Annotated in this window: 14 protein-coding genes; 8 read left to right on the forward strand and 6 right to left on the reverse strand. The window is 57.0% G+C overall.

The annotated features are described in order from the left end of the window. Positions 1–16 precede the first annotated feature (16 nt). The 7 genes from gabT to AC097N_RS16100 all read left to right on the forward strand — a co-directional run bounded on the left by gabT (position 17) and on the right by AC097N_RS16100 (position 8,201). Positions 17–1,315 (forward strand): 4-aminobutyrate--2-oxoglutarate transaminase, encoded by a 1,299-nt coding sequence (gene gabT / locus AC097N_RS16070; protein WP_479582723.1) that lies wholly within the window; start codon positions 17–19, stop codon positions 1,313–1,315. A 95-nt stretch (positions 1,316–1,410) separates the two neighbouring features. Then, the gene (locus AC097N_RS16075; protein WP_479582852.1) at positions 1,411–2,493 is read left to right on the forward strand and encodes an ABC transporter ATP-binding protein; all 1,083 of its coding nucleotides are present in this window, start codon (positions 1,411–1,413) and stop codon (positions 2,491–2,493) included. 55 nt (positions 2,494–2,548) lie between these two features. Continuing rightward, a complete protein-coding gene (locus AC097N_RS16080; RefSeq protein ID WP_479582725.1) occupies positions 2,549–3,580 on the forward strand; it encodes an ABC transporter substrate-binding protein in 1,032 nt (343 codons plus the stop codon). Positions 3,581–3,622: 42 nt separating this feature from the next. Continuing rightward, positions 3,623–4,852, forward strand: a complete 1,230-nt coding sequence (locus tag AC097N_RS16085) for an ABC transporter permease (protein WP_479582727.1) — start codon at positions 3,623–3,625, stop codon at positions 4,850–4,852. A 5-nt stretch (positions 4,853–4,857) separates the two neighbouring features. Next, positions 4,858–5,682, forward strand: coding sequence for an ABC transporter permease (locus AC097N_RS16090; protein WP_479582729.1), 825 nt, complete (start codon positions 4,858–4,860; stop codon positions 5,680–5,682). Further along, positions 5,658–6,620 carry an agmatinase gene (gene speB / locus AC097N_RS16095; protein ID WP_479582731.1) on the forward strand — a complete coding sequence of 321 codons (963 nt, stop codon included), beginning with the start codon at positions 5,658–5,660 and terminating at the stop codon, positions 6,618–6,620. The genes AC097N_RS16090 and speB overlap by 25 nt, the downstream gene beginning before the upstream one ends. A 102-nt stretch (positions 6,621–6,722) precedes the next feature. Further along, positions 6,723–8,201, forward strand: a complete 1,479-nt coding sequence (locus AC097N_RS16100) for an NAD-dependent succinate-semialdehyde dehydrogenase (RefSeq protein ID WP_479582733.1) — start codon at positions 6,723–6,725, stop codon at positions 8,199–8,201. 32 nt (positions 8,202–8,233) lie between these two features. On the opposite strand, the gene AC097N_RS16105 is transcribed toward AC097N_RS16100, so the two are convergent. The 4 genes from AC097N_RS16105 to AC097N_RS16120 all read right to left on the reverse strand — a co-directional run bounded on the left by AC097N_RS16105 (position 8,234) and on the right by AC097N_RS16120 (position 10,984). Then, positions 8,234–8,431 carry a hypothetical protein gene (locus AC097N_RS16105; RefSeq protein WP_479582735.1) on the reverse strand — a complete coding sequence of 66 codons (198 nt, stop codon included), beginning with the start codon at positions 8,429–8,431 and terminating at the stop codon, positions 8,234–8,236. Then, positions 8,415–9,017: a chemotaxis protein CheB gene (locus tag AC097N_RS16110; RefSeq protein ID WP_479582737.1), complete on the reverse strand. Its 603-nt coding sequence runs from the start codon at positions 9,015–9,017 to the stop codon at positions 8,415–8,417. Before AC097N_RS16110 ends, AC097N_RS16105 begins: the two co-directional genes overlap by 17 nt. Positions 9,018–9,039: 22 nt before the next feature. Next, entirely contained in the window at positions 9,040–10,584 is a 1,545-nt protein-coding gene (gene kaiC, locus AC097N_RS16115) for a circadian clock protein KaiC (protein ID WP_479582739.1), read from the reverse strand. 133 nt (positions 10,585–10,717) lie between these two features. Continuing rightward, complete coding sequence (locus AC097N_RS16120) at positions 10,718–10,984, reverse strand: hypothetical protein (RefSeq protein WP_479582741.1); 267 nt, start codon at positions 10,982–10,984, stop codon at positions 10,718–10,720. A gap of 71 nt (positions 10,985–11,055) precedes the next feature. On the opposite strand from AC097N_RS16120, the gene AC097N_RS16125 reads away from it, so the two are divergent. Then, positions 11,056–11,739 carry an SOS response-associated peptidase gene (locus AC097N_RS16125; protein WP_479582743.1) on the forward strand — a complete coding sequence of 228 codons (684 nt, stop codon included), beginning with the start codon at positions 11,056–11,058 and terminating at the stop codon, positions 11,737–11,739. Here the strand turns inward: AC097N_RS16125 and AC097N_RS16130 are convergent. Together AC097N_RS16130 and AC097N_RS16135 are read right to left on the reverse strand one after the other, a co-directional pair. Further along, positions 11,723–12,307, reverse strand: a complete 585-nt coding sequence (locus tag AC097N_RS16130) for a c-type cytochrome (protein WP_479582744.1) — start codon at positions 12,305–12,307, stop codon at positions 11,723–11,725. The two genes, AC097N_RS16125 and AC097N_RS16130, sit on opposite strands and share 17 nt — an antisense overlap. 26 nt (positions 12,308–12,333) lie before the next feature. Next, positions 12,334–14,061, reverse strand: a complete 1,728-nt coding sequence (locus tag AC097N_RS16135) for an outer membrane protein assembly factor BamB family protein (RefSeq protein ID WP_479582746.1) — start codon at positions 14,059–14,061, stop codon at positions 12,334–12,336. Positions 14,062–14,200: the final 139 nt, after the last annotated feature.

The following is a 14,200-nucleotide window of genomic DNA, read 5'->3' on the forward strand; positions in this document are numbered from 1 at the left end:
GACCTTCTGGAGTGATATGCAACGCGAACCTCACCTGAAAAATGCTTCCCTCATGGCCCGTCGTCAAGCCGCGATCCCCCGTGGAGTCGGCCAAAGCCACGAAGTTTTCATTGCACGCGGCGAAAATGCCGAAGTCTGGGATGTCGAAGGCAAGCGCTACGTCGACTTCGCGGGTGGCATTGCGGTGCTCAATACCGGACACCGTCACCCGGCGATCATTGCGGCCGTCAAGGCACAACTTGATCTCTACACCCATACCTGTTTTCAGGTTCTGGCGTATGAGCCTTATGTGGAATTGGCCGAGCGCATCAATGCACTGGCACCCGGTGACTTTGCCAAGAAGACCCTGTTTCTGACCACCGGCTCCGAAGCCGTAGAGAACGCCATCAAGATTGCCCGCTCTTACACCAAGCGGGCCGCCGTGATTGCATTTACCAGCGGCTACCACGGCCGCACCTTGCTCACATTGGGTTTGACGGGCAAGGTAGCCCCTTACAAGACCGGCTTCGGGCCTTTTCCTGCCGAGATTTTTCATGCACAGTTTCCCGATGAACTGCACGGTGTGAGCATTGGTGACTCTATCGCTTCGGTGGAATCCATCTTCAAGAACGACGTGGAAGCCAGCCGCGTGGCGGCCATCATCGTCGAGCCGGTACAAGGTGAAGGCGGTTTCAACGTGGCACCGAAAGAGTTCCTGCAACGCCTGCGCGCTTTGTGCGACCAACACGGCATCCTGCTGATTGCCGACGAAATCCAGACGGGGGCAGGTCGCACCGGGACCTGGTTTGCGGTGGAACAAAGCGGTGTAGCGCCCGACATGATCACGATGGCCAAGTCCATGGCCGGTGGCTTCCCGATCTCTGCGGTGGTCGGTCGCGCCGACGTGATGGATGCACCGGCGCCGGGCGGCCTGGGCGGCACCTACGCAGGCAGTCCCCTGTCATGCGCCGCAGCCTTGGCCGTGCTGGATGTTTTCGAAAAAGAAAACCTGCTGGAACGCAGCCGCCAGCTCGGCGCACGGCTGATTGCCAGCCTCAAAACCATGGCAAGCAAAAACACCTGCATTGCCGATGTGCGCGGTATTGGTGCCATGGTGGCGATCGAACTGTGCAAGGGTGGCGATCTGAAACAACCTGACGCCGATCTGGCCAAACGCCTGTGCGTGGAAGCCACGCAACGCGGGCTCATCCTGCTGTCATGCGGCACTTACGGCAATGTCATTCGCATCCTGGTGCCATTGACCGCCAGTGACGCCATTGTGGATGAAGGTCTGGCCATCATCGACGCCTCGCTGACCGCCATTCAGGCCGTTTGACTTCCTTGGGACAAAATCAGGCATATTTATTGCAATCTGTAAATTAGTCCCATTTATTTTGACCTGAATTGAACACCGAAAGAACCCTGCCCAACATGTCATCCAAAGAACTTGTGAAGTTTGCGGGAGTTCAGAAAACCTACGACGGGAAAACGCTCGTGGTTCGCGACCTCAACCTCGAGATTCAAGGCGGGGAATTTCTCTCATTGCTAGGGCCTTCGGGCTCCGGCAAAACCACCACCCTCATGATGCTGGCAGGGTTTGAGTCGCCAACCGCCGGCGAAATTTTCCTGGCGGGCAAACCCATCACGAAAACACCGCCCCACAAGCGCAACTTCGGGATGGTGTTCCAGAATTACGCACTGTTTCCACACATGACCGTGGCCGACAACGTGGCCTACCCGTTGACCGTTCGAAAACTCGGCAAATCAGACCGGGAAGCCAAGGCCAAACGCGCGCTGGACATGGTTCAAATGGGTGGCATGGGCGATCGGTTTCCGGGACAGCTCTCGGGCGGCCAGCAACAACGTGTAGCGCTGGCCCGCGCGCTGGTGTTCAACCCCCAGCTGGTCTTGATGGACGAGCCCCTGGGCGCGCTGGACAAGCAACTGCGCGAGCACATGCAGATTGAACTCAAGGCCCTGCACCGCCAGCTTGGGCTGACGTTTGTGTATGTCACACACGACCAGTCGGAGGCACTGACCATGTCAGACCGCGTGGCGGTTTTCAATGACGGTGCCATCCAGCAAATCGATGTGGTGACCCAGTTGTATGAAACCCCGGTCAACCGCTTTGTGGCCGGCTTTGTCGGTGACAACACGGTCTTTGACGGCCGTGTTTCTGCAGTGAACGGCACCCAGTGCGACGTGCATTTGCCTTGCGGTACCGTGCTGACGGGTTTGAATGTCAATGCAGCTGCAAGCACCAACACCGTACAGGCCTGTATCCGGCCGGAACGCATTTTGGTGCACCTGGCGGACACAAAGCCCGGCAGCAATTGCATCGAGACTCGCGTGGCCGACGTCATCTATTTTGGTGATCACCTGCGGCTGCGTTGCACGCTCAAAGACCAGGTGGATGCCACCGTCAAGATTCCCTTATCCGCACATGCCATCCCCCAGCCCGGACAAACCGCCTGGCTGCATTTGCCCCCCGAGCACCTCCGGATCTATCTTTGATCCGATTGCAAACTTTGATTCCTTGATTTATTACCCATCCAGAAGGACCTCGTCGATGAAACTCAAACCTATCGTGGCGGCTGTTGCGGTCATCGCCTCATTTGCAAGCTATGCCCAGACCCAAATTACGGTCGTGAATTTCGGTGGCGCCAACGGCAACGCCCAGAAGAAAGCGTACTTCGAACCCTTCGAGAAAAGCACGGGCACCAAGATTGTCGGCGTTGAGTACAACGGCGAGCAAGCCAAGATCAAGGCCATGGTAGAAGCCAAAAAAGTAAGCTGGGATGTGGTGGAGGTTGAGTCCCCGGACGTGGCCCGCGGATGCGACGAAGGTCTATTCGAAAAAATGGACTTCAGCAAGATTGGCAACAAAGCTGACTTCACGCCCGCGGCTGTCCACGAGTGCGGCGTGGGCACTTTTGTCTGGTCCACCGTCATGGCCTATAACGCTGACAAGCTGAAAACTGCACCCGTCACCTGGGGCGACTTCTGGGACACCAAGAAATTCCCGGGCAAACGCGCCATGCGCAAAGGCGCCCGCTACAACGTTGAGTTCGCCCTGATGGCCGACGGCGTGGCTGTGCAAGATGTGTACAAGGTCCTGGCCACCAAGGAAGGTGCCGAGCGCGCCTTCAAGAAGCTGACCGAACTCAAGCCCAACATCCAATGGTGGGAAGCAGGTGCGCAGCCGCCCCAGTTTCTGGTAGCGGGCGATGTGGTCATGACCACTGCCTACAACGGCCGTATTGACGCAGCCCAGCGCGAGGGAAAAAACCTCAAGATTACCTGGACCGGTGGCATTTATGACCTCGACTTCTGGGTCATCCCCAAAGGATCTCCCAACAAGGATGTAGCGATGAAATACATCGCGATGGCCAGCAGTGCGGACGCACAGGCTGAGTACGCCAAGAACATCTCCTACGGTCCCACCAACACCAAGGCGTTGGCCAAGCTCGACGCCAAAGTGCTGGGCGATCTGCCTACTTCGGCTGCCAACTCCAAGACCGCATTGCAGTTCAACGTGAGCTTCTGGGCAGACCAGGGCGAAGCGCTTGAAAAGCGTTTTGCCGCTTGGGCGGCCCAGTAAATCTAGCCTAGTAGAAAAAGAAGGATTGCGATGGCACAGACCATGACTTTGGCAAACGGTGACTTGACGCGCCAACTGCGGCGCGCTGAGCGCCGCAAACGTGCTTTCGCAATCTCGCTGACACTGCCCCTGCTGCTGTTTCTGTTGGTGACGTTTCTGGTGCCCATTGGTGCCTTGCTGGTACGTGCCGTAGAGAACCCCGAAGTGGCCAGTACCTTGAGCCGAACGGTTCAGGCGCTTTCCTCCTGGAACCGCACCACGGCACCGCCAGACGCGGCCTACGCGGCCATGATTGAAGACTTGTCTGCCATCAAAGAGCAGTCGGACGCTGGCGCACTGGCACGCCGCCTCAACAGCGAGGTCAGCGGCGCTCGCTCCCTGATCATGACGACCTATCGTGCACTGCCACTGGAGAGCGGTATGACGCCGCCCCAGGTGAAAGACCGCATGCTGGCGCTGGATGTCCGCTGGGCCGAGCTGGACTACTGGCAAGCCATTGCCAAGAACGGGTCGCGCTGGACGCCGGACTACCTTTTGACCGCGCTCGACCTGAAGCGAGACGTGCAAGGCCATATTGAGCAAGTTGATGCTGACTCAGCGGCTTTCCGAAAGATTCTGGTGCGCACTTTCAAGATCAGTGCGGTCGTCACTTTATTTTGCCTGTTACTGGGTTATCCCCTGGCTTACTGGTTGTCCACGCTGTCGGCCCGCAAAGCCAACATGCTGATGATTCTGGTGCTGGTGCCGTTCTGGACCTCGATTCTGGTGCGCTCAGCGGCCTGGATCGTCTTGCTCCAATCCAACGGCCTAGTGAACCGGGCTTTGATGGGCATCGGGCTTTTCGATGAACCGCTGCCACTTCTTTTCAACCGGCTGGGCGTGATCATCGCGATGGTGCACATCCTGCTACCGTTCATGATCCTGCCTTTGTACAGCGTCATGAAATCAGTGCCAACGACCTATTTGCGTGCGGCCGTGTCGCTGGGCAGTTCACCCCTGGCTGCATTCTTCAGGGTGTATGTGCCGCAAACCTACCCAGGTGTCGGTGCTGGCGGCCTGCTGGTGTTTATCTTGAGTATTGGCTACTACGTCACCCCCGCGCTGCTCGGCGGACCGGATGACCAAATGCTGAGCTACTACATTGCGCAGTACACCAATGTCAACGTCAACTGGGGCATGGCCTGTGCGCTGGGCGCCGTCCTGCTGACCGCCACCCTCGTGCTGTATGCGCTGTACCGGCGTGTGGTGAAGTCTGAACTGAGCATGGGATGAGCTTGATGAACTTTTTCTCCCTCCCCATCTTCCCCGCCTACTCGACGCTTGCCGACAAAGTCGGCTGGTATGCCCTGCGCGTGCTGGGTATTGGTGTGCTGCTGTTTTTGCTGTTGCCGATTTTGGTCATCATTCCCCTCTCGTTCAGCTCCAGTTCGTTCCTGTCATATCCCATACCGGGCTGGTCCTTGCAGTGGTATGACAATTTATTCAGCTCTGACGACTGGGGCCGTGCCACCCGCAACAGCTTCATCGTGGCCCCTTTGGCCACCTTGCTGGCCACGGTGTTGGGCACCCTGGCAGCGGTGGGGCTGGCACGCGTTCAGTTCTTTGGCAAAGGCTTGCTGATGAGCCTGCTGATCGCGCCGATGGTGGTGCCCATCGTGGTGGTGGGTGTCAGCACCTATCTATTCTTCGCCAAAATCGGGCTCGCTGATACCTACACCGGTTTGGTGCTGGTTCACGCAGCCCTTGGCGCGCCGTTTGTCCTGACCACCGTGCTGGCCACACTGCAAGGCTTTAACCACAACCTGGTTCGAGCCAGCTTGAGTCTGGGCGCCAACCCGACAGAAACCTTTTTCCGCATCACACTGCCCATCATTGCGCCGGGGGTCATCTCCGGCGCCTTGTTTGCCTTCGCCACCTCGTTTGACGAAGTCGTCGTGACGCTCTTCATTGCCGGTCCGACCCAGGTGACCTTGCCGCGCCAGATGTTCACCGGCATCCGGGAGAACATCACGCCCACCATTGCCGCCGTCGCCACCCTGCTGATCATTTTCACCACCACATTGATGCTGGGGCTCGAATGGCTGCGCGGGAGAAGGCGTTGAAAAACCAGCCTTTGTCGGGCAACGCAATGCCCCGTTTTGGTGGTATCGCCAGCATGATGCGCCTGCCTGTGGTCACTTCGGCACAAGGCCTGGACGCCGCGTTCATCGGCGTGCCGCTGGATATTGGAACCTCACACCGACCAGGCGCGCGTTTTGGCCCACGCCAGATTCGCGCTGAATCGGCCCTGATTCGCCCCTACAACATGGCCACGGGCGCCGCGCCTTTCGACACCCTGCAGGTCGCTGACCTGGGCGATGTGGCCATCAACACCTATTCGCTGGCCAAGTCGTTGCCGATCATCACCACGTTTTACGACGACGTGCTGCGCGCCAACTGCACCCCACTCACCATCGGCGGCGACCACACCATCGCCCTGCCCATCCTGCGCGCCATCGCGGCCAAACATGGCCCTGTGGCCATGATCCACGTGGATGCCCATGCCGACGTCAATGAAGACATGTTTGGCGAGTCCATTGCGCATGGCACGCCGTTTCGCCGCGCCGTTGAAGAAAAACTGCTGGCCTGCAACAAGGTCTTTCAAATCGGCTTGCGTGGTACGGGCTATGCGTCTGACGACTTTGACTGGCCGCGCTCCCGGGGCTTCACGATCGTGCAAGCGCATGAAGTCTGGTACCAGTCACTCGCGCCCCTGATGACCCGAATCCGGACACAGATTGGCGACACACCGTGCTACCTGAGCTTTGACATTGACGGCATCGATCCCTCATTTGCAGGCGGCACCGGAACCCCTGAAATTGGTGGGCTGACGGTCCCCCAGGCTCTGGAAATTATTCGCGGCTGTTACGGCTTGAACATTGTCGGGGCCGATCTCGTGGAGGTCTCCCCGCCCTACGATCTGTCAGGCAATACCGCGCTGCTCGGCGCCAACCTGCTGTACGAAATGTTGTGCATCTTGCCCGGTGTCACACGCCGGTAAGCAGCGAGCACCTGTCACGGCAATGCATGCGAAAAATTCGAAAACCAGCTACCCTCACTGACTTGCTTCAGACCTCCAAACCCATCCAACAGAATGACCGCCATGGACATGAAAACATCCCCGCTCGCCCTGCTCAACGACCCCAGCCTGCTGAAAACCGATGCACTGATCAACGGCCAGTGGGTTGCGGGCAGCAGCCGATTTGACATTCTTGACCCCTCCAACGGCCACAAGCTGGCCGATGTGGCCAACCTGGGCCCCGCAGACGCAGAAACCGCCATTGCCGCCGCCAACGCCGCGTGGCCGGCCTGGCGTACCAAGACCGCCAAAGAGCGCAGCATCATTTTGCGCAAATGGTTTGACCTGCTGATGGCCAACCAGGAAGACCTGGGCCGCATCATGACCGCCGAACAAGGCAAGCCCTTTGCCGAAGCCAAAGGCGAAGTCGCCTATGGCGCGAGTTTTGTGGAATGGTTTGCGGAAGAAGCCAAGCGCGTCAACGGCGAGACGCTGCCCCAGTTTGACAACAACCGCCGCCTGATGGTGATCAAGCAGCCCATCGGCGTATGCGCCGCCATCACGCCGTGGAATTTTCCGCTGGCCATGATCACCCGCAAGGTGGCCCCGGCACTGGCCGCCGGTTGCACCGTCATCATCAAACCCGCCGAACTGACGCCACTCACCGCCCTGGCCGCCGCCGAATTGGCCTTGCGCGCGGGCATTCCAGCCGGTGTTCTCAATATGATCACAGCCGATGGCAACAACTCGATCGCCGTCGGAAAAGTCATCTGTGCCAGCGATGTGGTGCGCCACATCAGCTTTACCGGGTCCACTGAAGTGGGTCGCATCCTGATGGCCCAAAGCGCACCCACCGTCAAGAAAATGTCGCTGGAGTTGGGGGGCAATGCGCCCTTCATCGTGTTTGACGATGCTGACATTGACTCCGCCGTTGAGGGAGCCATGCTCAGCAAATACCGCAATGCGGGCCAGACCTGCGTCTGCGCCAACCGGTTTTATGTGCAGGAAGACGTGTACGACCAATTTGTGACCAAGTTCTCGGCCAAGGTCAAGGCACTGAAAGTTGGCAACGGTTTCGAGGACGGCGTCATGCAGGGCCCGCTGATTGAAGACGCCGCGGTGGACAAGGTCAGCCGCCATGTGGCTGACGCCGTGGCCAAAGGCGGCAAGATCACAGCCGGTGGCAGCAAAATGACCGGCCAGTTTTTTGAACCCACGGTGATCTCGGACGCAACGGCGAACATGTTGTGCGCAAAAGAAGAAACATTTGGCCCGTTTGCCCCCGTGTTCCGTTTCAAGACCGAGCAGGAAGCTATCGACGCAGCCAACAACACCGAGTTTGGTCTGGCCAGCTACTTCTACAGCCGCGATGTGGGCCGCATCTTCCGGGTGAGCGAGGCGCTGGAATACGGCATGGTGGGCATCAACGTCGGCATTCTGGCCACCGAACATGTGCCGTTTGGCGGCGTCAAACAGTCGGGTCTGGGGCGTGAAGGTTCACACCTGGGCATGGATGACTACGTGGAGGTCAAATACCTCTGCATTGGTGACATCCTGAAGTAAAGCCAAGACGACAATGCGGAGAAAAATGAGGTCTACCGCAGCTTCTCCAGGTGTAGTGACTCGCGTTTGAAACCGGTCGGACTTGCAATCAGCGGCTTTGCCGACTCTGGCGTGTTGTTGAACATGGCCTTGATCTCCGTCGCTTTGGCATCGAACAGTTCGACCAGATCCTCGGTGCGATAGCCATGGCGGGTGAACGTTGGCTCCAAGGCGTCAATGTGGCGTGACAACACCGATTCCACCCCCAAAAACTCTGATTATCAATTTATCCAGTTCAGCCGGAATTTTGTCGGGTGACAGCACGAAGTCAACACATCCAGTAGCCTGAGCGCTGAGAGGCATGCCGCTTACTTCGGCAGAAGCGTCTTGAGTAAAGGTTGTTCCCCCTACTGCCTTGATACGTTTGCAGCCTTCGGCACCGTCACCGTCGTAGCCAGAAAAAACAATGCCGACCGCGCGCTCGCCCATGGCTGTTGCGAGCGATGTAAAAAATAAATCTACCTGGGCGTTCCTACATGTTCGCGGGGAGACGACTTTCAGGACATCAATCTCAATTAAAAGATCTGCATTGCCAGGAACCACATAGACCTGATTGGCCAGTATCTTCATACCAGATGCGGCAAGCACTACAGTCATCTTTGTATGGCGCGACAGAATTTTTGCCAATTGACTATGGGCGGCAGGGTGGATATGGGAAATAACTGCAAATGCCATACCTGTGTTGGATGCCAGAGCATCAAAGAACGCCTTATAGGCGTTGAGGCCTCCGGCTGAGCCGCCAATGCCAACAACGAAGTTAGGAAGAGATTTCCTCATATGCCTGACGTCAGTCGATTAGTTAAACACCTATATTTTTTCTGGCACTGATACTTTTGCCGACTTTCTTTTTCTGATCTGGGCCTGCGGTCGCCTCGTCCTCCATGGGTAGCAGATGAACTCCATCGTCACTAACAATCATTTTTTGAACATCACTTGAATGTCCCGTGCCACGAGACTTGACGATGTAAAGGCCACGCGTCCGCCTTCTGCCCTCATTTTCTTCTAGTTCCCTAACGACGATCCAGGTGTCAATCAAAGACGAGACCCCGATTTCACCACTGGTGTCGTTTTGGGCCGTTGAAGAGACGAGACTCGTGAAAACGCCGGTGATTCCTTGGGACTTCAAGGCGTCAATCATGCGGGTCAGCATGGACTGGATTTCCGATGTGTCGGCCTGCCCAATGAGACTTGTCAGGGGATCTATAACAACCGCTGTTGGTTTGAAGTCTGCAAGGATTTTGTATAAGTCGAGTAAATGCGTCTCCAGACCAAAAAAAGCAGGCCTGGTGGAAACAATTTTCAAAAGTCCTTTTTTTGACCACCTTTCCAGATCAAAACCTACGGAACGCATATTTTGAATGAGTTGCCCAGGAGATTCTTCGTAAGACAAGTAAAGACACCGTTCGCCACGTTTGCAACTTTCTACTGTGAAAGCCGCCGCAAGGCTGGTTTTGCCCGTGCCTGCGGTACCTGAAATGAGTACGGTGCTGCCTCTGGTGTAGCCCCCACCCGCAAACAGCTTATCCAGGGACGCAATGCCTGTTGACACTTTCTCGGCGGTACCAGGATGGTCCAGTCCTGTCGAAGTAATAGGAATGACGGAAAGCCCGTTTTTATCAATCACAAAAGGGTATTCGTTGGTCCCATGGTTTGAGCCGCGGTACTTAATAACGCGAATTCTGCGGGTTGAAACTTGTTGCCGGACCCTGTTGTCCAGAAGAATGATGCAGTCGGAAATGTACTCCTCAAGACCGTGGCGGGTAAATGAGTTTTGCCCTTGCTCGCCGGTGATGACGGCCGTAACCTCTTTCTGCTTGAGCCACCGGAAAAGCCGCTTGATCTCCAGGCGAAGAACGCCTGCATCCGTAATGCCTGCGAACAATGACTCAATGGAATCCAGCACCACGCGCTTGGCATCGATGGAGTCAATAGCCAACTCCAAGCGGATAAACAGCCCTTCAAGATTGAACTCGCCTTTTTCGTGAATATCGTTGCGGTCCAAAAGAACATGTTCGAAGCGAATTTCATCTTTTAAAACAAGGCCGTGCAAATCCAGGTTGAGAGAGGCAACGTCCTGATAAATTTCATCCTCGGTTTCTTCAAAGGACATGAAGACTCCGCGCTCGTTGTAATGGATCACGCCATTCACCAGAAAATCAATTCCCAAAAGGGTTTTTCCTGAGCCCGCTCCTCCACTGATTAGTGTGATCCGGCTCTTCGGTAGTCCGCCCTCTGTGATTTCATCAAAGCCTTTGATGCCCGTAGGACATTTTTGCAGTTTGCCGTGATTGGAGTCGGGTTTTGCATTTTTGCGTGTTTTAGCCATTTCGAAGCCTTTCTGCATTTCATCTCTCGCCAAATGCATCTTTGACGAACGTCGTGCTCGGGGTCACGCACTGCCAATCAATATCACTGCAAATCGCAAGAAGTTCTGTTCGGCAACGAACACAGTGCCGTTGAAAGTACACGATGTCACTTTACGGTTGCTTGATATCTTGCGAGGTGACAAGCATCAAGACTGACGCGCAAATCAATGCATTGACTCTGCCGACAAGGATGTTGCCCCACACAGAGCCATTCGCTTTTGACACAAGCATTTCTTGACCCGCGAGATTTCCTTCTTTTTTGCATTCAACCGTCATATCTCCGGTGCTTTTGTTCACGGTAACACTGCCAGGCGAGATCACAAACCACTGTCCCGCATCGTTGTATTGCTTCTCTGTGCCAAACGCTGTCACGCTCAAGGAGCGTCATGCGATGCACCTTAAAAAATTGATCACCATTCGTGCCTCATTGATCAGGTTACGATTTCGCCATGTGCAGTCATTACCAGGGCATCAGGGAACAGGAGCGCTACAGGCGCCAGTTTGGCGTGAGCCCGCCCCGTGACATGGGCAAGACCGACATGTGGCCCGGCTACGAAGGCACCTTTATTCGGCGCCATTCACCTACCAGCACAGGCGATGGTGTTGCGCCCCAGCGGGAAGCGCTCTTGGGTTTGTTTGGACTGGTGCCATCCTGGTCACGGGACACCCGGATCGCCAAAACAACGTACCACGCCCGCAGTGAAGCCGCGGCCTCACAACCCAGCTTTCGCGATGCCTGGAAGCGGGGCCAGCACTGCATCATTCCGGCTGAGGCTTTTTATGAGCCTGACTGGCGCAGTGGCAGGCCCATTCCCACGCGCATTGCCCGCGCGGACGGCGAGCCGATGGGGATGGCCGGCTTGTGGTCGGTCTGGCAGTCACCGCAAGGTGCGCAAGTGCACAGCTTTGCCGTGCTCACTCGCCATGCGGCTCATCACCCGCTGATGCGCCTGTTGCACAAACCGGCCGATGACCAGCATGCCGTCGTGGTCCTGCCAGAAACCCATTACGACGCCTGGCTGGATGCCCGTCCTGAGCAAAGCATGTCTTTGTTGCGACACTACCCCGCCGAGTTGTTACGGGCCGTGCAGGCAACACCCACCCACTACAGCGGGCTCAGCGCAGGCTGGTGATGTAGTGCGCCAGGTTTTCGATATCGGCATCGCTCAAGGTTTGTGACACGCTCGTCATGTTGCCCGCATCGTTGGTGCGTTTGCGTTCCTTGAAATCACGCAACTGCTGAACGATGTAATCGTATTGTTGCCCCGCCACCTTGGGAATTTCGTTCTGCCCGGCAAAGGCGCCCAAGTGGCACATCGCACAAAGCGTTTCATCGGCCTTGGCCTTGCCGAGCTTGACCTTGGTGTCATCCGCCTTGAACGTGGAGGGCTTGGCCGTCTGGCCGGCGAAGTAGTTGGCGATATCAATCATGTCTTCCCTGCTCAAGGGCATGGCCATGGGTGTCATCAAGGCGTTGGTCCTTCGTCCCTCCTTGAAGTCCTTGAGCTGGATGTAGAGATACCGCCAACTCTGCCCCGCCAGGTTGGGAAACAGGCCTGACAGGGAGTTTCCGTCTACGCCATGGCACGCAGCACAGGCCTGTGCCTTGACGCGCCCGGCTTCAACATTCTGCGCTGCAGCCGTCCCAAGCCACAAAGTGATCAGAACGGCCAGCGCGACACGCACAAAAGGGTTGCGCATGGTGTAAATGTCTTTAACAGAAAGGCTCAGTTCGCCAGCGCAAACACGACCATGGAATTACCCCGCTTGAAGTCAATCTGGGTATTTCCACCGCACCCCATGGCAATGTACTGACGGCCCTTGACCGCGTACGACACGGGCATGGCGTTGGCGCCAGCGCCGCAGTTGTACTCCCACAGCAGCTTGCCGGTCTTGGCATGAAGGGCGCGGAACAGGCCATTGCCTTCGCCGTAAAACACCAGGTCGCCCGCGGTCGCCAGGGCGCCGCCAATCAGCGGCTGCTCGGTGTCAAACTTCCAGGCCATCTTGCCGGTGTCCACATTGACAGCCGCAAGACGGCCCCACTGCTTCTCGCCCTCCACCACCTTGAAGGCGCCGCCGAGCCAAAGCTTGCCACCCGGGTATTTGGCAGTTTCCACGTGGTAGGTCATGGGTTGGTGCAGATTCAGTGCATAGGCCATGCGCAACTCGGGGTTCACCGCCATCGGCGACCACTCCACGCCGCCGTTGGCGCCTGGCAGCATGCGTGCGCCGGTCGGTGTCGGCAGCACCCACATGTTTTCCTGCGGGATCATGGCCTCCGAGAAACGAATGAGCTTGCCGTCAACGCGATCATGCACATAAATGTGGCCGGTCTTGCCGCCATGGATGACCGCCGGAATCATCTTGCCCGTGTTGTCCTTCACATCCATCAGGATGGGCGGACTGACCGCATCCAGATCCCACACGTCGTGGGCAATGTATTGGGAGTGCCATTTGTACGCACCGGTATCCAGGTCCACCGCCACCATGGAGTCGGTGTACAGGTTGTCTCCGGGCCGCTCGGCGCCATACAGGTCAGGCGACGGGTTGCCGACCACGAAAAAGATGGTGCGCGTCTTCAGGTCCACGGCAGGGTTCATCCAGACACCGCCGCCCAGCGTCTGGTAGAAAGAACTGTCGCGTGCGAGTTGGGCTTTTTCCGCCGCGATGTCGCGCTTCATGTTGCGGCCAGTGGCATCGTTCTCGGCCCACACGCCTTCATGGCCTGTCTCGGGAATGGTGTAGAAAGTCCAGAGCAATTTGCCCGTGGCCGAGTCAAACGCTTTGACAAAACCGCGAATGCCGTATTCACCACCATTTGTGCCGATCAACACCTTGCCTTCGACGACCGTGGGCGACATGGTCTCGCTGTAGCCCTTTTCAGGGTCGGCAATCTCGGTCTCCCACAACACTTTGCCGGTCTTGGCATCCAGCGACATCAGCTTGGCGTCCAGCGTCCCCATGAACACCTTGCCGCCCTCAATCGCAACGCCGCGGTTGTTGGGTCCGCAACAGAAGGTGGTGATGGGCCCCATGTTGTGTTTGTAGTGCCAGAACTCGGCACCGGTCACAGCATCCAGCGCATAGATGTGGTTGTAGGAGGTGGTCATGTACATCACGCCATCCACCACGATGGGGGCCGTTTCCATCGACTCCCGCACCTCGGTCTGAAAGGTAAATTCAGGCCGGAGCTTGTTCACGTTGCCCGCATGGATCTGCTTGCCGGGATAGAACCGGGTCTGGGCGTAGTCGCCATGGGTGTGCAGCCAGTCTGCGGCCTGGGCACCAGCGCCATTGAGCTGGGCCTGTGTCACATTGATGCCTTTGGCAATCGTCACGGCGCCCGCGCCCATGTTTTTTTGACCCTGGATTTCTTGCCCGCTGGCCATGCCAGCAACGACACACAGTGCCAAAGCGGCACCGCCCCCTTTGCTTGATTTCAAATGTTTCATTTGTCATCTCCGGTAATTGGTTTTGAGTTCCGCAGGGGTGGGCTTTCCATAAAAAAGTGCGCCCCAGCCAACGATTAAATTCAGGGAAGACAGGCGCCGAATTGATAAAAATCAACGATGAACGACTGGTCGGCAAAGC

Source organism: Rhodoferax sp. LS1R11 (assembly GCF_056521395.1).

Coding starts and splice junctions, on each gene's coding strand:
- gabT (WP_479582723.1), top strand. CDS start 17: ATGCAACGCGAACCTCACCTGAAAAATGCTTCCCTCATGGCCCGTCGT.
- AC097N_RS16075 (WP_479582852.1), top strand. CDS start 1,411: ATGTCATCCAAAGAACTTGTGAAGTTTGCGGGAGTTCAGAAAACCTAC.
- AC097N_RS16080 (WP_479582725.1), top strand. CDS start 2,549: ATGAAACTCAAACCTATCGTGGCGGCTGTTGCGGTCATCGCCTCATTT.
- AC097N_RS16085 (WP_479582727.1), top strand. CDS start 3,623: ATGACTTTGGCAAACGGTGACTTGACGCGCCAACTGCGGCGCGCTGAG.
- AC097N_RS16090 (WP_479582729.1), top strand. CDS start 4,858: ATGAACTTTTTCTCCCTCCCCATCTTCCCCGCCTACTCGACGCTTGCC.
- speB (WP_479582731.1), top strand. CDS start 5,658: ATGGCTGCGCGGGAGAAGGCGTTGAAAAACCAGCCTTTGTCGGGCAAC.
- AC097N_RS16100 (WP_479582733.1), top strand. CDS start 6,723: ATGGACATGAAAACATCCCCGCTCGCCCTGCTCAACGACCCCAGCCTG.
- AC097N_RS16110 (WP_479582737.1), bottom strand. CDS start 9,017: ATGAGGAAATCTCTTCCTAACTTCGTTGTTGGCATTGGCGGCTCAGCC.
- kaiC (WP_479582739.1), bottom strand. CDS start 10,584: ATGCAGAAAGGCTTCGAAATGGCTAAAACACGCAAAAATGCAAAACCC.
- AC097N_RS16125 (WP_479582743.1), top strand. CDS start 11,056: ATGTGCAGTCATTACCAGGGCATCAGGGAACAGGAGCGCTACAGGCGC.
- AC097N_RS16130 (WP_479582744.1), bottom strand. CDS start 12,307: ATGCGCAACCCTTTTGTGCGTGTCGCGCTGGCCGTTCTGATCACTTTG.
- AC097N_RS16135 (WP_479582746.1), bottom strand. CDS start 14,061: ATGAAACATTTGAAATCAAGCAAAGGGGGCGGTGCCGCTTTGGCACTG.